Origin of the sequence: Mycobacteroides franklinii, assembly GCF_002013895.1 — a bacterium.
In the GTDB taxonomy this organism is placed as follows: Bacteria; Actinomycetota; Actinomycetes; order Mycobacteriales; family Mycobacteriaceae; genus Mycobacterium; species Mycobacterium franklinii.
Genome location: NZ_MAFQ01000010.1, coordinates 59,611 through 81,312 on the forward strand (window position 1 = coordinate 59,611; position 21,702 = coordinate 81,312).

Consider the following 21,702-nt stretch of genomic DNA (forward strand, 5'->3'; position numbering starts at 1 on the left):
CTGATCGGGGACTGTCGGTCATTCGCGTTCCTGAGTTCGAGGTCGTCGGCGATGGGGTTTGCCCGGTGGCGCGGCGGTCGGTCTGCTATACATTAGCGGTAACGATAATCGTTTTCATTATTGAACAACCGCCTACCCGGACCACGATGGGCGTAACTTGATGTCAAGTCTGCGCAGATGGGACGCCAAGGGCGGAAAGGTGACTGGCATATGGCATGGCATGGGTTATTGATCAAGGCCGCCTCGACGGTGGTTACCGGCGCTGTTGGAGTCGCGGCCTACGAGGTCGTTCGCAAGGCTGCCGCGAAGGTCCCCGTACGCGACGTCAGCGTCACCGTTGCCGAGTGGTCCTTGCGCGGTGTACGTAAAGCCGAGGAAGGCGCCGAACGCGCGCGACTTGCTGTCGGAGACGTTGTCGCCGAGGCCCGTGAACGTCTAGGTGAGGAGGCGCCGCCACCCACGGCGGTGGATGCCGAGCACGACCACGAACACTGAGCCACGCATGGTCACCATCGAGTCGAATGCGGCCGGTCGGCTCCGGGTTACCGCCGCGCAGCTGCGAGGCGACTCACGTCGGGCAGTGGCAATCGAGGACGCACTTGCGAAGGTATCGGGCGTTCGCGCGGTACACGCGTACCCCCGAACAGCCTCGGTGGTCATCTGGTACTCGGCGAAGCGCACCACGATCGACGACATGCTCGCAGCGCTCAAGGAAACCCTTGAATTGTCTCTGCCGCAAACGCTTTCGCGTCTGCCTCACTCGGCAGACGTGCGCAACGCGGATGTGATCCGAATGGCCGCCGGCGGTCTGGCCCTGGTGTTCCTGGGCATCCGCCGCTATCCGCTGGGGCGGCCACCACTGCTGGGCCCGGCGAGCAGGGTGGCGGCCACTGCGGTGACGATTTTCACCGGGTACCCGTTCCTCAAGGGGGCACTCGCCTCACTGCGCGGTGGGCGATCGGCAGGCACCGACCTCCTGGTCTCGGCAGCTACCGTAGCCAGCCTGGTCCTGCGTGAGAACGTCGTAGCACTTACCGTGCTGTGGCTGTTGAACATAGGGGAGTACCTACAGGACCTCACTCTGCGTCGCACCCGGCGTGCCATCACGGACCTTCTGTCGGGCGGACAGGACACGGCCTGGGTCCGCCTCGCCGATGGCTCTGAGGTTCAGGTGTCCACCGACTCCCTCACTGTGGGTGACGAAGTCATCGCACACGAACAGGTGGCAATTGCCGTCGACGGTGAGATCGTGGAAGGCGACGCCATCGTCGATCAGTCGGCGATCACCGGCGAAACTCTGCCGGTCAGCGTCGCCACCGGCGCCATGGTGCACGCCGGTTCTGTGGTGATGCGCGGCCGTATTGTCGTGCGCGCCTCCGCCGTCGGAAGTCAGACCATAATCGGCCGGATCATCACGCGCGTGGAGGAGGCCCAACAAGACCGGGCGCCAATACAAACCATCGGCGAGAACTTCTCCCGGCGCTTCGTACCTGCCTCATTCCTACTGTCGGCTGTCACCCTGGCGTTGACCGGGGATGTACGGCGCGCGATGACGATGCTGCTGGTGGCGTGCCCGTGCGCCGTCGGTCTGGCAACCCCCACCGCGATCAGTGCCGCCATTGGAAACGGGGCCCGCAGGGGGATCCTGGTGAAGGGAGGCTCGCATCTGGAGTTGGCGGGTCGGGTCGATGCGGTCGTGTTCGACAAGACCGGCACCTTGACCGTCGGGCGGCCCGTGGTCACGAATGTCGTTGCATTCGATACTGATTGGGAACCAGAGCAGGTGCTTGCCTATGCCGCCAGCTCAGAGATCCACGCACGGCATCCGCTGGGCGAAGCGGTGATCCGGTCGACCGAAGAACGCCACATCACCATCCCCCCGCACGAGGAGTGCGAAGTGCTGGTGGGTCTGGGGATGCGCACTCGTGCCGACGGGCGCACGCTACTGCTAGGGAGCCCGGCATTGCTTCTCAAGGAACAGGTGCACGTCACCGATGAGGCTGACGAGTGGGTGGCCCGATTGCGCCGCCGCGCCGAGACCCCCTTGCTGCTGGCCGTCGACGGCGCCCTCGTCGGGCTCATTAGCCTGCGCGATGAAATCCGTCCGGAGGCAGCTGCGGTACTCGACGCGCTGCGCTCGTCGGGAGTACATCGAGTGGTGATGCTGACTGGCGATCACGCCGAGACCGCGCAGGCGGTGGCCGAGGAACTGGGCATTACCGAATGGCAGGCCGAAGTCCTGCCCGAGGACAAGCTCCAGGCGGTCAGCCGACTGCGCGATGAGGGATATGTGGTGGCCATGGTGGGCGACGGAGTCAACGACGCCCCGGCACTGGCTGCCGCCGATATCGGAATAGCCATGGGTCTCAACGGAACCGACGTAGCGGTGGAGACCGCTGATGTCGCGCTAGCCAGCGATGACCTACGTAAGCTGCTCGATATTCGCGGGCTTGGCGGGCGGGCCGTTGCGGTGATCCGGCAGAACTACGCGATGTCGATCGCGGTCAACGCCATGGGGCTCGTGGTCGGGGCCGGCGGCGCGCTATCCCCGGTGTTGGCGGCCATTCTGCACAACGCGTCATCGGTGGCGGTAGTGACCAACAGCTCGCGCCTCATCGGCTATCAGCTCGACGATGCCCCGGACCATCCACCGGTGGAGGACCACACCTGATTCATCGGGTGCGGCGCGGCACCTAGTTCGCGGATATTGCCGTGGCCGAACTAGTGTGACTTGGGCACCGAGAGAGCCGTGAACACCGAAAAAAGGTCCTGGTAGCGAGCTCCCATGACCCGGACGAGCACATCGAGAGCCTTGGCATCGGGTCCGACGAGTACGCGTGGCTTCTTCTTGCGCACGGCGGTGAGGACGATGCGCGCGGCAGCCTTTGGACTGGTGTTCGCCAGATACTTTTCAAACGTGGCGGCCGCCGCCTGCACATCGATTCCCTCCGCAGCGGTGGCGTTGCGGGCGATTGCAGTCTTCACGCCGCCAGGGTGTACGCAGGTGACGGCGATCGGTTTCTTGCCGATGATCATTTCCTGACGTAGAGACTCGGTAAAGCCGCGTACCGCGAACTTCGCTGCGTTGTAGGCACTCTGGCCGGGCATGGACATCAGGCCGAACAGGCTGGACACATTGATGACGTGGCCGTCGCCGGAGGCGATCAGGTGCGGCAAGAAGGCCTTGGTGCCGTTGACGACACCCCACAAGTTGACATCGAAGATGCGCTCGATGTCCTTGAATGGGCTCGCCCCAACGTCACCCGAGTACGCGACGCCGGCGTTGTTGTAGATCTGATTGACCGTGCCGAAATGATCCTTAATGGCGTCGGCGTAGAGCAGGAAGGACTCGCGCTCAACGACATTGAGTCGAGCGGAATGAACCTCTGCGCCGAGTGCCCTTACCTGGCGTTCGGTTTCGGCCAGACCTTCGGCGTCGACATCGCTGATGGCCACCTTGGCGCCCGAGCGGGCCAGCTCGATCGCCACAGCGCGCCCGATGCCCGATCCTGCGCCGGTGACCGCAGCCACCTTTCCGCTAAAGCCGTCCATTCCTGTCTCCCTGTCGGTTCGGGGCGTTATCCGGTAGAGGGGCGCGTCCTTGGCTTAGATCCTCGTATAGCAATTTTCTGGCTATCTCGCGGACTTTGGCCTTGCGGAGGTAGGCGAAATGAGCCTTGACAGAGGGGAAACCGAGATTGGGGTTCACGACATACGCAATCATGCTGATGTTGCGGCTGAGGTTCAGGAGAGCCCTATAGGCGCGCAGTCGAGCCCTGCGAGCGATGCCACGCTGCTCTCCATGCGCCCGGTAGTACGTCGTCTCGTCACCTCCGAAACTCTCAGCGGGAGCAGCTGTGTAGTAGAACAGCGCCAGGGATTGTCGCCACGCGCCTTCAGCGACGGGGAGAGGGAATCCGTGCACCGACTCGTCATCGGTGCGAAAGATGAGGGCCCTGCCCCACACGGGAACGACAGTCTGAACGGCCCGGCCCTCCGTGTCGTAGAGCGACAGGCAACCTCCGTCGTTTGACGACCAGATCTCATTCAAATAGACGATGACGTTGATGCGGCGGTAGAGGTTTAGCGCGCGAAGATAGTGGAAGTCGGTGTGGGGAGTCAGGATGCCGCCCGCGCCGCTGAGCTGGATGCCACCCCCAAACAGATAAGGATCGGGGAGTAGCTGCTGGATGCCGGTAATTTTTTCGAGCACGCTCAGGAAGCGCGGTTCGTTGAGCTCTCTGATCACAGCCTTGAAAGGTTCTGGGATGAGATCGATTTCCGCGCAGAACCGCTTGTTCTGGATGTATCCGTCGTCCCATTGGTTCCACCAGGGCCACGAGACACCGGGAAAGGTATCGGCGGCCTCAGCAGGCAAGCGGAGAAAATCGTCGACCACCAGGTGCGGAAATGGGTCGGCAGTCAGGAATTCGCGGTGCAGATCTGATGCGTCGTGCTCGAGCTTTTCGACCCTGACAACGGTATCTGTCTTGTGGACTCTCGCGTTGTCGCCTAGATATTTATCGACGGATTCTGTTGGCTCGTTGGCAATTTGATTTTCGATGTGCATCGGACATCTGCTCCTCGCGCTAGACCATGCGGAGCCTCGATAGCCGACCGCATCGATGTCTGCACGATGCAACAGCGAGCTGGTGCTGCGCCATGGTTTCGGCCCTAACCAAAACGATGTCGTGCAACATTGGCACGTACGCCTATGACGGCGTGAATGCCAATGCGGCAGGGGAACTCAAGAGGCTCTACGCCTTGAGTGGTTGCGTGGCAGGTAGGACGTGATTGCCCACCGCCAGCAGGAGGTCGACACTTTGGTGAATGAGTTCGGCCTTGTTTATGGGTAGGTCGCCAGCTAGCCAAGTGGTTGTGCACTCCATCAGTGCACCGAACAGGTGGACACCGGCGAATCTGATCTTGCCGTCCAGCTCGTCCGGTAGTGCACCACCGACTTGGAAGCGGCTTGCGCACGCATCAAACCGAAGAACATGTCGCTTATTTGCGTGCGGGATCAACCGGACATTGCTCCTCACAAAAACGGGCCAGAACGGGCAAAGTGGTAGCGCACAACGGTTCGCCGAGACGATGCAGTGGGCGCTCAGCGTCATCACCGATGATGGTCTGCTGCCGCAGGGGCCGGACTACGGATCGACTCTGCATGTGCGGCTCATCCACGCGTTCGTGCGACGACATGTCGCGGGGCCTACGTCGGCAATACGAATTCATGCACGGCCTCAGTACCGTCGGCCACGCAACCATCGGCCATTCCGCCAGTTATATCGGACACGCAGCCTGACTGATTTCCTAACTGTGGCTGGTCAGTTCTATGAAGTGGAGGACTGGCCCGATTCGGTACGTGAAAGCGGAATAGTTTACTAATAACCCGCATATTCGATTAATGCGATCAGGTCGCCGCAGCAATGGCTTGTCGTTTTCGAAATGGCCTATTTTCCATTCTTCGCAGTGAGGTTCTCGCGGAGCCATGTGACGAACGTGTCGATGTCCTTCCTTCGTGGGTGGTCTTCCATCCATGTGACGTAATAATCAAGCTGCGCGGGTACCTCGGCCGTCCCAATGCGAACGAGCTCGCCGCGCGCCAGAAAGGGCGTTGCCATGTGGCGGCGGATCATCGCCGCCCCGTGTCCCGAGATCACTGCTTGCAGCAGAGCGCCCGCGTCACGGTAAACCGGGCCTTTTTCGGGAGGGGCATCTTCGATTCCGGCCGCTTCGAAAAATTCCCGCCACGATCGGGATCCGAAGCGGAGCAGTGGGACGTCAACTAGTTGTTTGTTGCCTAAATCTGGGTAGCGGGCGGCGAAGTCCGGGCTGCAGACACAGATGACGCTGTCTTCGGTCAGGCGCACACTCCTATACCCGTGAGCGGTGGCCTTCTGGTGCCAGATCCCGATGTCGGCGGTGCGAGGGTCAGGCGGCGTGATATCGGTGTGCGGGGCCACTGTGAACTCTATTTCGGGATACTGGGCTGTAAACGTACCGAGTTGGGGGATGAGCCAGAACATGGCGAAGTCCGTCATGACACTAAGAAGCAAAGGCGTGACCGCGGCGCCTTGCCGCGCGCTCGTTTCAGCGAGCGCCTGATCGATCTCGTTCAAGGCCCTTCGGATCCGTGAGGCCAAGCGGCTGCATTCCGGGGTTGGCAGCATCTGCGTTCCTGATCGAACGAACAAGGTGATCCCGAGAGACAACTCCAACTGCCGGATTTGGTGGCTGATTGCGCTGTGGGTGACGTAGCGCTCGGTGGCAGCGAGCGAGTAGCTTCTGCGTCGCTCTGCGGCCTCCAGGGCCCGAAGGCTCGCGTAGTTCACCGGCGGGACCATCTGGACTCCTCTGCAGGCCCTGCGTTGACTGTAGTCAACGACTTTTTCGGCAGAACCGCCTGAAATATTACCCTGATCAGAATTCGTCAACAAAATCTATTCACAGTCCCATTGAAATACTTTCGTTCGATTTGACGGACGCTTCCGACTAAATTCGAGTTGATCGCGAATCAGTATCGAAAAGAGTTGTACAAATTAATGTGAGGAGAGGGCTGTTATGGGTCACGGTGTGGACTATGACACGATTTCAATCAAGTCTCCCGAAGACGTCGCGAAACTCCGGGTCGCGGGAAGCATTGCCGCGAAGGTCCTTGAAGAGATATCGCCGCACGTGCGCCCTGGTGTCACCACCAACGAGATCAATGCGATCGCACACTCGTTGATTGTGGACAAGTATGGGGCGGAGATCGATCGCGAGGACCTGAGTGGTTATGACGCGAGTCAGTACGCTTCAATCTCCATCGCGCACAACGATGTCGCGTTCAGCGGCGAGCCGACAGATGCCCCGTTGCGGATCGGTGATCTATTCGGCGTCGATGTCAGCTTGAAGAAAGATGGCTGGTGCGGGGACACGCAACGGATGTGGATCGTCGGCGACGAGACTTCTTCGGAGGCAAGACTACTCAACGCGGTCGGCTACCAGGCCATGTGTCTGGGAATCAGCCTGGTGCAACCAGGGGCGAAGATCCAGGACATCGCAGAACGCGTGCAGACTTACGTCGAGTCCTTCGGCTTCTCCATGCTCCGGGTACCCAGCGGCACCGGACATTCGACGGGTCAGGTGCACGCCGACGGATGGCTCATCCCTTACTACAAAGACCCACGCAACGAAGGGCGCGTACTGGAGAAGGGGATGGTTATCACTGTGGAGCCGTTCATATGTGCGGGATCTGGAGAAGGTAAGAGGCTTGACACACCCACACGGCCGGCCGTCACCGCGGATGGGTCGCTCGCCGTGTACTGGGAGCACGTCGTCGCGGTCACAGACAACGGATGCGAAGTACTCGACCTGCGAAAGGGGGAAGACGTCACCTTCCACTCCCACTGACAGGAACTCAGAGACAACGGCCCTGCTACAGACATCTGACACGCTGATTGAGAATGCTGCCATGTTGAGTGAGAACGGATGTCGGTTCCGGATTTAGTTGACCAGCGCAACAAGGTATTTGGCCATCTTCCCGGAGTATTGGGTGGGGTCTGTCCGGATGATGTTGGCCATTCCGTATGACGCTCGAAGGGCTGGTGTTGAGGGCGGCCACGGTGACGTTTCCTTCAATGGCGTCCGTCGCGGCGAGCTCCCGCCCGAAACTGACATCCAGCAGCTGGGTGACTACCTGGCCACTGCCCTCAACGGCCTATCGATCCAGGCGGGCGACGCCATACCTCGGCGCAGGCTCCTGGCCCTTATCGAACCCACCTTGAGCGTCTTGCCAAGCTAGGGTGAACAACTAGGCCTAGCTGAGGAATTCGCGCACCGCACACGCGAACTTGGCAGGCGCTCTACGTTGCTCAAATGCACCACCGGCAGCACGAGCAGGCGAGCGCCCGGAATGGCGGCGGCGATCTGCTGGCTGTGGGCCAGCGAGGTCGCCGTGTCAATTAGCCTGCGATCACCAGGTGGGGCGATCAATGAGCGAGATCACGCGGTGTAGAGCAGCATCTCGAACTGCCGCATAACAACGGGCCAGTCCAAAGCTGCTGGTGGCCAACAGATCTTTGCGAAAGGGACCGACTGCCTCGGCGTCGGTGGAAAGCATATAGGCCGGAAACCAGTTCCGCAGAAAGCTCTGCGCTGTCTCCGTCAGATCCATTGCCGCTAGCACGCTGTCGACGAGTTGACTGCGCTGGCCTCCTAGGCCTCGCCGGGGCGGGACATGGACATGTATGTCCTGCTCCGAGACCGTATGTAGATCAATCAGCACATGGGGACGGTGTTTTTCGCGCTGGCGGCTTTTCTCTGCGGATGCTTGGGAACCTGTGGTGCAGTTGGTCGATTAGACGGTAAGCCTCGTAGAGATCTTGACGCATCCGGCGTATCCGCAGATGTTTGTTTCGTAGCGTGGACCCGTGCTTTGCGCGCCGTATCTGATGTTCGGTTTCTGAGATCGTGCGCGTCAGTTCATCGACATGCTCGTGCAGCGATGTGAGCAGCACGCGGGCTTGGGCCACGGATGTGTCGTCGGCCATCATCCGACTTGCTGCCAAGACCAGCACCCGCTGGTAGCGAACGCGCAATCAGCCGGTTTGATCTGCACCGTGGACGGAGCTTCGGTCACGTTGCCCGCACTCCGGTGCCAGATGGGCGTTGCATCCCCTGCGGCCCATGATTTTTGGCCTGGCGTACAGCAACATGTCGGCGAGTGTGGAGGCTGGCGCCACTGAGGGGAGACCTGTCGCGGAGTACAGCGCGACGGCAACCGCGGCGAGGCCGCTGTGGTTGGCAGGATCTTCCATCGTGTGGTGTTAAGTGCCAGCTTCTCATCCATGAGGCCCCCTGTACTGACTGTGACGGCACCATACAGACCCGCAGCAAATATGAAAAGCTATGTTGTCAACTGCCGCGAAACGGTTGTGCGTGCGCACTTCGTTGAACTACGGCGCCAGGTTCCTGAGACGTCTTGTGTGGAAGAGCGGTCCAAGCGGGCGTCAACGACGCCGCGAACCTGGTTATCCCCGTCAGGCAACTTGTCCGCGACCGGGATTTGACCGCGACAAGTTACCGTGCTTTCCAACGCTGGGCATCGTTGCGTGCAGTTCGGCCCGTGCAGCGCGGATTAGTTCAATGCTAATCACCGTTCCCCAGAGGCCGAGCGCCGCTGCCGGGACGTAAACACCGAAGAACCCGTTGTATGCGAATGGTCCGGTCTTGAGATGATTTACCAGGAATGAGGTGCCGAACAGTGCTCCGCAAAGGAGGCTGAAGTATCCGATCCAACGTGGATGTAGCTGCCGGTGTTGGGGAGCCGTGAGAACGGGTATCCCAAAGGAGAATATCCAGACAGTGAACAGTGGCCAGATATATAGCAGGAGGTACCAGGCGGCATCGTTCAGCATCTGCGGAATTTCAGGGCTGGTCCAAGTTCTGAATGCGGCGATCGCAAAGCAGGCCGGAACAAGGAAGGTCGCCAGTAGCGTTGCGCCGAAGGTTGTTGCGCTCATGTACGTGAAGATGGGGAGCCTGCCCTCAAGGAGTCTGGTCCTGGCCACGAGCATCGCGCCCCACGGCGCGAAGAATCCTATGCCGATCACCATGATGAGGGCACCGAGTCGGATCCGATGACTGTTCTGCGCGAACAACGCAGCTATCTCGATTGCCGAAGCGTTGGGGTTTGGCGCCGGGAACAGAAGCCGCGCAACAATAATGAGCCCGAATGCATAGAGTGCTCCGCAGATATTTAACGCGACCCCACACCACACCTGTATGCGATATTGCATGTGCGGTTCCGACGCTTTCCGGGATGGTGCAATGTTTCCCATATGGTTCTACCTGTTTCAACGGGGGCGGCACCGCTAACGCACGTGCTGGGGTAGCGGTGGGACTTGTGGTATGAAAGGCGTTCCCGGGCAAATCATCTCAGCCCTGGCGGTAGATGAGACTGATGGTCAGACAAGTTGTTTGCCTCGGGCGATTCTGCGACGAAGGTCCCACAGGTAGTAGTTGAACGGGAACATGCGGACCAATGCGGGCGACCGGCTGAGTATCGTGCCAGCGGTGCGCGTAACCTGCTCGAATCGGCGTTGTTGAGAATCGGTCCATGACATTTGCATCTGTGCGCGCAGCTGCGGCGGCAGGAACCCGGTGACGAAGAAGCGGTGGCTACCCGCGAATGCCCAGCGCAGCGGCAGTGGCAGCATCTCTAGGTCGATCAGGGCGTTGAAGTAGGCGCGCACTGTGTCGTCGATTGAGGCGAGTGCGAGGTTCTCGTCCCAGTACCTCGCGAAGGCGGCACGATCTGCCGGCCACATAGCCGGTGGAAGCTGCAGTGTTGTGCCCAGTCGCGCGCAATGTTGATAGAGCGCGTCTGCCTCTGCGTCGGGAATTGGCCCGTATAGCAGTGTGGTGGTGTCGGTGACGCCCTTGTAAAGGCACGCTGCGACCCAGAGCTGCAGATTTTTGTCGAACGCGTTGTACTTCACCGGGCTGTCGGGTCCGGACCGCACCTGTCGGTGTGAGACGTTGACCGCGTTGCGGTATGTGCGTCGTTCCTCGTCGGTGCCCAGGATGGCAACCGCTAGGTAGCTCAGCGTCGTCCGCAACCGTTTGATCGGGTGCAACATGACGCTCCCGCTGTGCACGGGGCTTTCGATCACCCCGTAGCCGATCGGCGCCTGGCTTAACTGCATGATCACATTGGCTGTTCCATTGACGAATGCGGCGATCCCCGTTGTGTAGTCCTCGGGATTGAAGTCAGCCGCCGGATTAAACCCGGGCTGAATCTCCTGCTGTGAAGCGGTCATATTTCATCTCTCCTTGCGCGCTGCGCTGAAGATGGTCCCCGGCCCAAACACCGGGGGCCGCCGTCCTCGATTCCGTACCAACTTGGACAGAACCTCCCCGACGAGATCGGCCATTCGAGCCTCCTTCATCTGATCACGACTGTAGACAGATATACTATCTGCGCACAAGTGTGTCAAGATATTCGAGTGACAACCGAAGCTCGGGTGTATGGCGGCAAAACCGGCGACCAGCGCCGCGCCGAACGGCGCACCCGGCTGCTCGACGCGGGCCTTGAGCTGCTCGGCAACCATGGGCTGGCAGCCACCACAGTGCGCAAGGTCTGCGAAACCGCCGACCTGCCCTCGCGATACTTCTACGAGAACTTCTCCGATATCGACGCATTCACCGTGGCCGTTTACGACCGCATCATGGATGAACTGATCGATCTCGGCCGTGACACGCTGGCACACACACCGCCCGACATCGCCACGCAAGTCCGCGCCAACCTCAAATGCGCCATCGACCTCGCCGCCGACGATCCCCGCAAGGGACGCGTCGCCCTGAGCCTCGCCCTCGCCAGCCCACCGTTGGCTCAGCGCCGAAGCCACGTTGCCGAACGCATCGCCACCATGATCGCCGACCTCGGCAGCGGCTACCTTCACCCCGGCACCAACCGGCGGCAGCTACTGACCGCCACCCGATTCGTCGTCGGCGGGTTCGCTGAAATCCTCACCAACTGGATCGCCAACCCCACCAGTGCCACCCGCGACGAACTACTCAACGACTGCACCGGGTTGTTCCTGGCGATCCTGTCAACCATGCTGCCGCCAGCAGCACACGAGCCGACAAAACTTGGCGTCGCCCCTTCGGGAGACAGTTAGGTCCGTCCCCAATTGCTGTAGAACGGGACAGTCCCTTGCTTGCTTGATCACTCGCAGAGCGATGGGCTACCCGCTGGGGCATGGCAAGAGAGGTGCAGGCCCATGCGCTGCAATAATCATTCGGAACTGAGCTCGGATAGGGGGAGCGGCCTCCCTAAGGCAATCTCACACTGTCGGCGAAAGCTGATCGTTAGCCGGACGGGTGAGGATTAGTTAGCCGAAAGGCTGCGAAGCGACAAGGCGCTTAGTCATCCGAGCTCGGTTGCGATCGGGATACGTTGCAGGACGCCCCAAACGGTCAACTTACGACGTGGCGCGCTCACGCAACTCGATGTGCTGCCGGAGTTCCTCCGCTATCAATGCACGGAAACCGCAGTCGAGTCCGTATGCGGCCATCTTTATCCGGAAAATGGCCAACTAAATCCGGAGAGGACAACGGACAAGGGCAGTGGCGGATCGTGCATCCGTTGCAATGCATATACTGGTGACTCTGCATATTCGATTTCGCACTATTCGGTGCGGCCAGGGCTCAGACGTTCACTCCAATGGCTCGGGCGTGAAGGTGACGTCGACCCCGCCTATGGTCATCGTCACCTGACCTTCGATCACCATCACCTGCGCCGAGACCCGTCGATCGACAGTCTGGGCCAGTTGCTGCACCGCTGCATGCGGTATCTGAACTACCGACAGGTTCGACAGCCCCGCCACTTTGGGGCCGACGGTGCGCCACCAGGTGGCCACGCCGGCGGCGAATGGGAAGAGCAGCACCTGGTCGGCCTGGCTGGCTGCCTTGCCCAATGCGCGTTCATCGGGCTGGCCGACGTTGACCCACTCCAGGATCCGGCCGGTGTAGTCGGCGAGCCGCAAGTCCGGTACACCAGGAGTGGACAGGCCTGGCCCGAACGCCAACTCGCCGTCGACGTCGCTGAGTCGGTGTGCACGAAGCCCAAAAGCCAACAAGCGCACCACCATCCGCTCATCGGTCTCGCTGGGATGACGGGCCACGGTCAGTGCGTGATCGGCGTAGTAACCGTGATCGACATCGGAGACGCCAAGTTCGACTTTGAAAACTGTTGCAGAAAGGGCCACGTCATAGTGTCCACCCAAGTGGTGCCCCCCGAGCAGTCAGGTCGCATTCAGTGGTCACGACGCCTAGCCAGACGCCAGTTCGAGTCAGCCACCCAGGCACGCAACCATGCAGGAACAGTGGGGTACGTCGATGGCGCAGGCGCTGATCGCCTACGAAGACGCGGTACTCAGCTTGGTGGAAGCGCACGATGGGAGAGTGGCGCATTCCTCCCGATACGAACGTGCGGAATTCATCAGAAGCGGCAGGGGAGAGCGGTCCTCCTAGACCTACGCGCAACCCGCTACTGCAGGGTCGCGTAGATTCTTCGAGAACAATCCGAGCACCTAACGCAGCATTCAACGAAGGCCATCATGTCCGAGGATCAGAACACAGACGTTCCACCGAATCACCTCTCCATCGATCCGCGTAGCGCCTTCTATAGCGAAGAGGTGCTTCGCCGCGACGTGGGTATTCGCTTTAATGGTGTCGAGAAAACCAATGTTCACGAATACAACGTGGCCGAGGGTTGGGTGCGTGTTGAAGTCCCCACCGCGAAGGATCGCCGCGGAAATCCGATGGTCGTCAAGCTCAGTGGCACGGTTGAACCTTTTTTCCGCTGAGCAAAAACGCTGACGCCCCTGGATTTCTGGCGTGGTTGTCAACCGGCCCCGGCGGTCGGCCCGTGACTCGAGCGGCAGCGAGCAAGTTACAACAAGTACCTGTGGGCGTTTCGCGGCGAAACCGCTCAGGACCGGCCACATCAGTGCTTAGACGCGTACTCGACCTTGGTGACGATCCACCGGTTCTTCTGGTACTCGAGAGTGGTGGCCCAGGTCCCGTGCGTGGTCTGCGGTGCAGGGTTTCTAGGTGTCGTTACCGACCAGGCGATCTGTGACTCAACGCGGGCGTTGGCACCGGAGCACTCGACCTGCTTGCTGGTCAGCTCGGCGATATGCGAGATGTATCGATCTGCGCCCGGAATCGTGCTGACGGAGCGGAATGCCTCTTCGGACTGTGTGTAAACCTCAGGGGATAGACGCTCCTTGAGCGCGGGCAGGTTCTGCTCTGCGAGACCGGTGAACTCGAGGCTCAGGTGGGCGACCTCCTCGGCGGCGGCGACCGTAGTGTCGCAGTGGTTCGAGGCGCGTCGGATCGCGAAGTAGGCGGTGATGCCCCCCGCGATCACTAGTACTGCGACAACTGCGACTACCGCCCATCGCATCTGGCGGTTTCCGGACGCCGCGGCTGAAGGCCTGGGTGCCGGCAAAGTTGAGGCAGCGTTCTCCGATTCAGCAGGCTGGCCAGACTGTATGCCCGGCACTGCGGGTCCACCGACAGCCAGCGGCGCAGAGAGTTCTGCTACCAGCGTGCGCAGCTGGCCATCGTCGTCGAGATCGATCTGCTGCTTGCAGGCCTGGTCTGCCACGGCCATCACCTGGTCGCGGCTGATGGTTTGCCCCGTCAGCGCGGTGATCCGCTGGGAAAGCTCAGCGAGCCGGTCGTGCACAGTCATGATCGCTACCCTAACCACTCCTTCACCGTCCCTGCGGCCACCGGGATCCATTTGAAGGAGCAACCTGTGTTGAGACGATGCTTACCGATCCGGAGCACGACCAAAAACATTGCGTTGCAAGGGCGTTAAGTAATTATTTGGTGCAACCGGCCCGTTTTGTAGCTAGCGTGGATGTCGCCCTCGCTATCGCAGCGCTGTGCCGCAATGGAGCAGTGACGACTTTGGAGAGTCTGCTGGCCAATATCCTTGGTGATGGAGCCCACCGGCAGAAATATCTGGCTTGCGACGCGTCGCGGAACTGACGGTGCACAGTTGGCGTCGCCGCAAGCGGCGCGAGTCCACAGCGTAGGCACGGCAGGCGGAAAGCCTTGCACCGCAGCCGAAGACGATGGGATGAGCGGTGGCCGGCAGGTAGGCGGGTGAGGATTCATCTGGATGCGATATGCAGGGAGTTTACTGGCAACCCGCCATATTCTTCCTGGGCCTAGCGGCGATGCGCGCCCAAGGAGTGAGCGAAACCTCTGGATTTTCATAGTGGCGGCGCGCTATTGCGAGCTATGTCCGAGATGATCCGGATGCGCATATTCTGTTTGCTGCAAAGCCGCCCCAGCCTGTCAGTTCATCTGGGCTGGCTGAATGCTGGATCGGGTCGGGGTCTACTGGCGATCCCGCCCCTTGGATACCTGGCCGCCAGGTGAGGGTATCTGCCCTCACGCATAAGGTTGACCTCGCTTGGATGGATCACGCAATGCGACGGGGAGGGCGCCACGATTGACCCGAGGCTGGCCGATATGGACCCTACGGAGTTGTTCACTCGGCTGTCCGAGAAGCTGACGACCGCCGACGCGATGCGTCGGACACTGATACGAGCGCAGCGAGGCAAGGAGCTGTATACCTGGGGGCTCAACCCCCAGTACGCGGATCCGAACAGCAGCCTGGCCGCCGATGACGCCGGGTTCATGAACGAGTACACGGGCGACATGGTCAGCGCGACAGCCCTGTTTCCGATCATGAATGCTATCGACTGCCTTTGCGCGACAGCAGAACTGATTGAGTGGCGACCAAAGTCGCGTGACAGTCACACAACGTCAATCCTTGCCCAGTGTCGTACTGCGATTGAGTCGGCGGCGACGACGATATGGCTACTGTCCGACCGTGATCGTCAGATGCGCCGCGGTTTGAGTGTGCGGTTCACGACCTCGGAGTTGAATGCTCAGCGCTCCTACCACGCGTCAACCACCAAGTGGTTCAACACTGACCCCAATCATGCTGATACCCAACAGTATAAGGACTTTGCGGAGCACGTTCGGCTGTTCGACAATCGCGTGAAAATGCTGCGACGGGGCGAGAACATCACACCCAAAGCACCCGTACGCACCAGCGACGGGGTAGTGCGGTTCGCGGCGAAGTGGCTGGTCAAACATCCACCTGCCCACGCGGCAGAGGGTGAGCCATACGGCCGCAAAGCGTTCGGATTTGAAGACACGGCATCGGGTTTCTACTTGACCAGTTCCGCCATCATGCACGGTCTCAAATGGCCGCTGGACTACATGCCCAGCGGCGAACTGGACATGTCACGCCTGATCGTGGACGGGGTCAGCATCGCAGTCGGGATGGCAGAATGCGCCGTCGCGTTGTTCGAAGTACACGCGCAGCAACGAATACCCAAGACGCAACGAAAACCGCTGTATCCGGATCGGCTTCGGCCGACGATCAAACAGTGGGCTCGACACTTTTACGCCCCGGTGCACCCGCCTATCGATTCGGCGTTGCTTGCGCTGCCCGGGCTGGCTAACACCTAGCCATCCATGGCCCCAGATTGGCCAGCGACAGTGCGGCTAACTCGTCTTAGCACCTGTCCGGTCTCAATGCAGTTGACAGACGATGAGGTTCAAGGTTCTTTGCCGCATCGTGTGATGGCGGTTACATTGAACCTGTGTGCGATTTGCATCCGGTTTGCAGCAAGGCGGCGGGGCTGACGTGTAGGTGTTCGTGTGTCGGCCGCGGGCATGGAACGGAACGGCTATACAAGGTTGTGAGCGCGGTGCCGGAGGAGCGTGCGGCGGCCCGGGAATGGACTAGAACTGCTCTAGGTGGCGGTGGGAACCCTCACCCCGACGCGTACAGTCCTCGCCGTATCCCTAAGGCTGGCCCTGAGACCAAACTTGGCCCGGGCAGGCGGGCGTCAATACGTCATGGGCGCGGCGTAGATGAGGCATTAGCTGTTGCTGTAAACATCGCAATTGATGCTTTCGACCAGTTGGCCGTCGAGGTTGCCTTAGCTGAACTGATTCGTACTCGTATCTCGACTGAACAAGTAGCCCAAGTGATTGCCGGTGTCGCTGAGGTTGGTGTGACCGACGCCGACATTGCGACAGTAAGGGCACGGCAGGTAACACATGTTCACGGAATGCTCCAACCTGGCTCGGCCGGCACGGTTTCACGTGAGGGAATCGTTACCGCGCTAGCTAACGACAATCTCGGCTGCGCCGCAAACGAATTCGCGAAGGCAATCACCGACGAGATGATTGCTCTGGGCCAGATACAATTTGAGGCCGCGGATAATCCTGGACACGTCTGGTGTGGCATCCTCGCCGCTCTGTGCAAAGCCCTCGATGAAATCGAAAAGTACACAACGGCCGCACTCAAGGACGCAATCAAGGATGGGATCGCCGGTGCGGCAATAATCGTGCGCCCTTACCCCCAGCGGCGCCGAACCGTCGCAGACCGGCTCCTGGACTTCATAATCGACGTCACCGCAGGCAAGCTCGCTAAAGCAATCACGGCAGCGATCACAGCAGGGTTAGGTCTGCCGAACGTCAAACTCATACTCCGCGTTGCTGGAGCGGTTTGCTGTCGCGACCCCGACGAGCATCCCGCAGTGTTCAAATACTGTGTATGGCCGATCGTCAAACCCATTCTGACACAACAAATTAGTGCGACCGGCACCACTATCATTCACGACAACGTAATCGGAGGTTGGCAAGGCCGGAGACCAACAAATGAGGCACGTGGGACAAACTACTGGGACCTGCACGTGTGACATCCTCCTTATTCAGACAGCCACTTCACCTTGACTGTGCAGATGCGCGACCTGGCGAGTATTTCTGCGACGAGGGGGAGCGGGCGGACCTCGGTCGTGAGCTGCTTTAGGGCGCTGTTACGAACTCCCATGGGGGCATTCTGATTTGCTCGAACCCGCTCTGCGCAGGGTGATAGCGCGGATGGCGGGCAGAGCGCAACCATTCAAGGTTACGAACTTTCGTGGGATGCGCTTCATGTAGCACCTCGTGGCGCCAGCCGATATGCGCGCAGACATCCGCGGTCTTCTCGAACTGTGTAGCCGCAGTGTCATTCATACGCCCGGACGGTTTAACGTCATATACGAACCGGTCGCCGTTGCCGTGCAGCGCAAAGAAGTCAGGGTAGTGGCGCGTGCCATCGGAAAAGGTCATCATCATCGGCTGGGCCGCGATCCGACGGACACGACCTTCGAACGCGAGTACCAGCTATGCCTCTGCCTCCAGTGCAGACTCGCACCACACGTGAGAACCCTGCGGCGAGAAGAACTGTCGCGAATGCCGGTTCAATCGGTTCTGATACTGGACTCCCACACGAAGAGGCATCGCCTCGTCGAACGGCTCATGAAGCAGGAACTGTGAAGCAATTTCCGACCGGTCACGACCGTCGTGTGTACGCCATCGAACTGTGCCGACCCCGGGATCGGCGGTTCCTCGCCTTGAAACGCCCATGGCCGTCGTGACTTTCAATGTGAGCCCCTCCCTGGTCTGGTTTGGCAGGCGCGCCATGCTGCGCGCCTTCGCAGCGGCAATAGGAACCGTAGAGGGGAGGTACGACAGTGTTGGCGCAACGAAAATTCCCGCTGGTAACAGCACTGCGGAAGCGCACAAGGGCGCACCGCAGGATTCAAGACGTCCAATGAGACTCGGCCGACCAGGTTGATTCGCCGTTGGCGTCTTGTCGCCGAGCAGCTTTCACGCAAATCCAGTTCTTCACAGCGCTGAAGCGGATAAAGAGCGACAGAGACTACGGCGTGTCGCCGTAGTACTATCTTCTGTTACAGTTAGTATCTGTAACATGTCCGATCTCGCCGCCCTCAGTGATGCTGGGCTAACAGAACTCGACCATGCCTTGCGAAGTGAGCGGTTACGCCGCCGTAAAGCATGGCGAGAATGCGACCGCTGTCGTGAGAGGTTTCTTGGCCGCGGCGACGCTCGCTTCTGTTCTGCACGTTGTCGAGTCGCCTCCCACAGAGCAGGAGGGGCTCAATAATGAAGGACCGGATACGCGTTCTCGCCTCGCGCCGTTACGGCACTCTGTCACCCTTGCGATACCCCGGAGGAAAGGCCGCTCTCGCTGGATTTTTCGGAGACATCATCGAGCTACTCGAGATTGATAATCCGCGATACATCGAACCGTATGCAGGCGGCGTTGGTGCGGGGGTTGCGCTACTCCGGCAGGGAATAGTCGAGACTCTGGTTGTGAATGATATCGACCCTGCAGTACACGCATTTTGGCGTTCGGCCGTTCACGAGAACGCCAGACTGATCGAGCTGGTTTCGTCAACGCCATTGACCATCAGTGAATGGCAGAAGCAGCGCGACATTTACCGAATGCGAGATGAGAGTGACATGTTGCGCCTCGGTTTTGCCTTCTTCTTTCTGAATCGGACAAACCGTTCGGGAATACTAAACGCGGGTGTCATCGGCGGGCAACGCCAAGAAGGGGCGTACAAGATCGATGCCAGATTCAACCGCGAAACACTGATCCAGCGATTGACTGCCATTGGTGAATTGTCCGAGCGGATTACCGTATCTGATCTAGACGGTAGAACCGTGATCCAGCAGTACGCCCAAGATAAGTGCGCGTTCATGTACATTGATCCGCCGTATGTTGAGGCCGGATCACAGCTCTACCTAAATGCCTTTGACGGACGCGACCACAAGGCTCTCGCTGCCGTGGTCAATGCTATCGAGGGAGCGCATTGGCTAATGACATATGACACAGCGCCGCTAATCGCCAATCTCTACCGTAAACAGTTTCAGTGCGTCCTGGAACTCACATACTCTGCGCGCCATCCAGGCCAAGCAGAGGAGCTGCTCGTTGCCTCATCATCGGTGGCTGATTCAGTTATTCACCTTCAGGAGAGGGCTGAACTGATTGCCGTAGGAGATGTCTAAGCAGCGGACTCACAACTTTCCATGCTTGGCGGACATCTTCCGCGGTAACCGAAGCATCCGCGCTGTGGGCGGTGAGATTGAACCACTGGATGGACCCATGCTTGTGCGCATTTCCTGACTGAATAGCGCTGATCGTGGCTCTCAGCGCCTTGATCTGTCCGTAGGACTGGTCAATCTGCCGAAAGACGGCGCTCAGCTCTCCCGAGACGGGTGTAGCGGATGATTCAAAGTGGACCTTGATCGTTGACTCAAGAACCGATCGCAGCAAGATAGACGCCGAGATGGGCAGGTTCGAAAGGCTAACCTTGCGGAGCTCGAAGTAGCGGAGCTTCAAATTTAATGGCGCACTCTCGTATTCGAGACCCGATAGGTCAAGGGTGTCTTTTGTATCGGGGTGGTTCGGCCCGCGCGTCCCCGATGTGGCGGGCTGTGATGGCGAGTTGTCGCCTCCGCTAGATGCTGGCGCGTTTCCCCCGGTGATAGTCGTCGGCGTTGGCGAAGTGGATGGAGAAGGAAAAGGAGGTGTCGGCGCCGACGGTTGCGACGACTCAGGATTTCCAGGGGAGCCCGAAACACCGTTGAGCCGATCCACAAGTCGCTGATATGGGTCGCTGCGCTTCTTGAACTCCGGCGACCGCGTATTCAACCGACCAGCCCGGAACTCGCTGACCAGATACTCCAGCGCACTGAGTTTGCTCTTCGGCAAGTCTGCCCCGATCTTCGCAGGAGTCGAGGAGCGGGGAAGTAGTAGGCCGTCGGTGTCGAACTCCATTCCGATTGCGGACGCGATGTCCTTGCTCCTGTACGCATACTCGAATGCCGACATGGCCAAGTCATCACTTGCGGCGTACTGGCGCAGGCTGTGATCTGCAAACGGCACGGCGACCAGAAAACGCCGCGTGACTGCCATCTTCATAAATCGTGGGATAGTCACATCGGGGTATTGTGCTTTGACATCCTCAACAGTCGTCAGGTCATCTACTAAGGAATAGTAGAAAGTCGCCTGTTGATCCAGGCTCCAGCGTTTCTTCGAGAGGCCCGTGTGAAGCCGCGCGATGTGAGGCGCAGCCATAGCTCGATCTGGAGCTACGAGTACGCGGATTCGTTCGGGAAGGTCGTTTGATTCAACTTCGTACCGTTTCAACAGGGTCCGGAGCTCGCTCTCATGACCGGGCACTATGGAGGGGTCTCGCAGAGCCTTCAACGCACTGACCCGCCGGTTTCCCTCCAGGACGATGTAAGGCGGTCCGCCATCCTTGTCTGAGACGGCGATAACGATTGGCACCTCGTTGTCGAAGTAGCCGTCGCGAAGGATAAGCCTCGCGGCACCGAGAACATCCTCGGACATGAAAAGGTACTTAAGCGCTCCGGCCTCGTCGTCGCGGCGAGTGGGGATGCGGTAGTTCTCAAGATCTAGAAATAACCCATCAAGGTCGACTTCCACCATAGGCAACTGCTTGTACGCCATTACCACCCCTTCACCGATGGAACGCCAGCTCGACTCGATGCTGGTCGACACCAAAAACCGTGGATCACCTAACCGTAACCACGGTGGCGGCAAGATTAGCGTGGGACACGACGAGAACTCGTGAGTAGCCGTTCGGCGGCCGACGGAGTCTCGACTTTTTGTCCCTCAGTCCCAAGAAGACCGAGTAGATCTCAAGTCTCTTGTCAATCGACAGAGGACGAGTGGGGGCCGATCTGATTCATCAGATGAACACGGCGAGGTTAACTGACATAATGTGTCTTATCGGCGTTAGATATCTGCAGGCCGGACAACGCATGGCGCAGACCTGCACGAATGTCGCATTCTCTCGGCCCCGCTGATCTACCCGCCCCACCCACCCCCTCGGGTGCGCCGGCGCGGTGAAACTGCCGCGGTCCACACATGCGGGTTGCGGCCGGATGGCGACGTTGGCGCCGATCGAGACGTTCTTAGTAGTCATAAACCCATGCTGGACAACCGAGTTGGCTGATCCGACCGCTCTTGGGGCTTCCCAGTCTGCGTACACATAACGTCACTGTGACGTTATGTGTGTGTTGAGCGGCTTGTCTAGCCCGGCCGGTTCGCAAGCAACACAATCGCGTCCGAGCTCGCCCGACGGCTCTGATGCTCATTTCGGTTCTCACTAAGTGTGAAATGACGAACCTGTTCGCGGCCCCAACTTCCTTCGGCCAACCGACTCGTCTGCCGCTAACGTTCCGTTGCGCCATTACCGAACGCTACCCCCACTGCCCGACCTCTCCCCCGTA

17 protein-coding genes and 1 pseudogene are annotated in these 21,702 nt (G+C 59.8%); 10 read left to right on the top strand and 8 right to left on the bottom strand.

Features of this window, described 5'->3' with window-relative positions; translation table 11 throughout:
• Positions 1 to 210: 210 nt before the first annotated feature.
• Together B4393_RS17765 and B4393_RS17770 are read left to right on the top strand one after the other, a co-directional pair.
• Positions 211 to 495, top strand: a complete 285-nt coding sequence (locus B4393_RS17765) for a DUF1490 family protein (protein ID WP_078335203.1) — start codon at positions 211 to 213, stop codon at positions 493 to 495.
• Between the two features lie 7 nt (positions 496 to 502).
• Complete coding sequence (locus B4393_RS17770) at positions 503 to 2,671, top strand: heavy metal translocating P-type ATPase (protein ID WP_078335204.1); 2,169 nt, start codon at positions 503 to 505, stop codon at positions 2,669 to 2,671.
• Positions 2,672 to 2,721: 50 nt separating this feature from the next.
• Here the strand turns inward: B4393_RS17770 and B4393_RS17775 are convergent, their stop codons facing one another.
• Both B4393_RS17775 and B4393_RS17780 read right to left on the bottom strand, forming a co-directional pair.
• Entirely contained in the window at positions 2,722 to 3,552 is an 831-nt protein-coding gene (locus B4393_RS17775) for an SDR family NAD(P)-dependent oxidoreductase (protein WP_078335205.1), read from the bottom strand.
• Positions 3,539 to 4,570, bottom strand: a complete 1,032-nt coding sequence (locus tag B4393_RS17780; protein WP_078335206.1) for a 2OG-Fe(II) oxygenase — start codon at positions 4,568 to 4,570, stop codon at positions 3,539 to 3,541. The genes B4393_RS17775 and B4393_RS17780 overlap by 14 nt, the downstream gene beginning before the upstream one ends.
• Before the next feature lie 446 nt (positions 4,571 to 5,016).
• Here B4393_RS17780 and B4393_RS28105 point away from each other — a divergent pair.
• Positions 5,017 to 5,208 (top strand): annotated as a pseudogene (locus B4393_RS28105) (oxygenase MpaB family protein); the annotation flags it as partial.
• Positions 5,209 to 5,453: 245 nt separating this feature from the next.
• Here B4393_RS28105 and B4393_RS17790 read toward each other — a convergent pair.
• Positions 5,454 to 6,347 (bottom strand): LysR substrate-binding domain-containing protein, encoded by an 894-nt coding sequence (locus tag B4393_RS17790; RefSeq protein ID WP_078335207.1) that lies wholly within the window; start codon positions 6,345 to 6,347, stop codon positions 5,454 to 5,456.
• A gap of 217 nt (positions 6,348 to 6,564) precedes the next feature.
• Here B4393_RS17790 and B4393_RS17795 point away from each other — a divergent pair, with 217 nt between their 5' ends.
• Both B4393_RS17795 and B4393_RS17800 read left to right on the top strand, forming a co-directional pair.
• Positions 6,565 to 7,395 carry a M24 family metallopeptidase gene (locus B4393_RS17795; protein WP_078335208.1) on the top strand — a complete coding sequence of 277 codons (831 nt, stop codon included), beginning with the start codon at positions 6,565 to 6,567 and terminating at the stop codon, positions 7,393 to 7,395.
• A gap of 97 nt (positions 7,396 to 7,492) precedes the next feature.
• The gene (locus tag B4393_RS17800) at positions 7,493 to 7,786 is read left to right on the top strand and encodes a hypothetical protein (RefSeq protein WP_133052605.1); all 294 of its coding nucleotides are present in this window, start codon (positions 7,493 to 7,495) and stop codon (positions 7,784 to 7,786) included.
• Positions 7,787 to 9,023: 1,237 nt separating this feature from the next.
• Here B4393_RS17800 and B4393_RS17815 read toward each other — a convergent pair.
• Positions 9,024 to 9,782: a hypothetical protein gene (locus B4393_RS17815; RefSeq protein ID WP_078335211.1), complete on the bottom strand. Its 759-nt coding sequence runs from the start codon at positions 9,780 to 9,782 to the stop codon at positions 9,024 to 9,026.
• Positions 9,783 to 9,950: 168 nt separating this feature from the next.
• Complete coding sequence (locus tag B4393_RS17820; protein WP_078335212.1) at positions 9,951 to 10,805, bottom strand: oxygenase MpaB family protein; 855 nt, start codon at positions 10,803 to 10,805, stop codon at positions 9,951 to 9,953.
• 186 nt (positions 10,806 to 10,991) lie between these two features.
• Here B4393_RS17820 and B4393_RS17825 point away from each other — a divergent pair, with 186 nt between their 5' ends.
• Positions 10,992 to 11,666: a TetR/AcrR family transcriptional regulator gene (locus B4393_RS17825; RefSeq protein ID WP_157901288.1), complete on the top strand. Its 675-nt coding sequence runs from the start codon at positions 10,992 to 10,994 to the stop codon at positions 11,664 to 11,666.
• A gap of 537 nt (positions 11,667 to 12,203) precedes the next feature.
• Here the strand turns inward: B4393_RS17825 and B4393_RS17830 are convergent.
• The gene (locus tag B4393_RS17830; RefSeq protein WP_078335214.1) at positions 12,204 to 12,755 is read right to left on the bottom strand and encodes a YaeQ family protein; all 552 of its coding nucleotides are present in this window, start codon (positions 12,753 to 12,755) and stop codon (positions 12,204 to 12,206) included.
• Positions 12,756 to 13,106: 351 nt separating this feature from the next.
• Here B4393_RS17830 and B4393_RS17840 point away from each other — a divergent pair, with 351 nt between their 5' ends.
• Entirely contained in the window at positions 13,107 to 13,355 is a 249-nt protein-coding gene (locus B4393_RS17840; protein ID WP_005058085.1) for a DUF3297 family protein, read from the top strand.
• A 140-nt stretch (positions 13,356 to 13,495) separates the two neighbouring features.
• Here the strand turns inward: B4393_RS17840 and B4393_RS17845 are convergent, their stop codons facing one another.
• Positions 13,496 to 14,248: a hypothetical protein gene (locus B4393_RS17845; RefSeq protein WP_078335215.1), complete on the bottom strand. Its 753-nt coding sequence runs from the start codon at positions 14,246 to 14,248 to the stop codon at positions 13,496 to 13,498.
• 959 nt (positions 14,249 to 15,207) lie between these two features.
• Between B4393_RS17845 and B4393_RS17850 the strand changes: the two genes are divergently transcribed.
• The 3 genes from B4393_RS17850 (at position 15,208) to B4393_RS17865 (ending at position 19,449) form a co-directional block, all read left to right on the top strand.
• Complete coding sequence (locus B4393_RS17850; protein WP_191988870.1) at positions 15,208 to 16,050, top strand: hypothetical protein; 843 nt, start codon at positions 15,208 to 15,210, stop codon at positions 16,048 to 16,050.
• A gap of 458 nt (positions 16,051 to 16,508) precedes the next feature.
• Positions 16,509 to 17,291: a hypothetical protein gene (locus B4393_RS17855; protein WP_078335216.1), complete on the top strand. Its 783-nt coding sequence runs from the start codon at positions 16,509 to 16,511 to the stop codon at positions 17,289 to 17,291.
• Between the two features lie 1,249 nt (positions 17,292 to 18,540).
• Positions 18,541 to 19,449, top strand: a complete 909-nt coding sequence (locus tag B4393_RS17865; RefSeq protein ID WP_078335218.1) for a DNA adenine methylase — start codon at positions 18,541 to 18,543, stop codon at positions 19,447 to 19,449.
• Here the strand turns inward: B4393_RS17865 and B4393_RS17870 are convergent.
• Positions 19,400 to 20,917, bottom strand: coding sequence for a hypothetical protein (locus tag B4393_RS17870; protein ID WP_078335219.1), 1,518 nt, complete (start codon positions 20,915 to 20,917; stop codon positions 19,400 to 19,402). The two genes, B4393_RS17865 and B4393_RS17870, sit on opposite strands and share 50 nt — an antisense overlap.
• Positions 20,918 to 21,702: the final 785 nt, after the last annotated feature.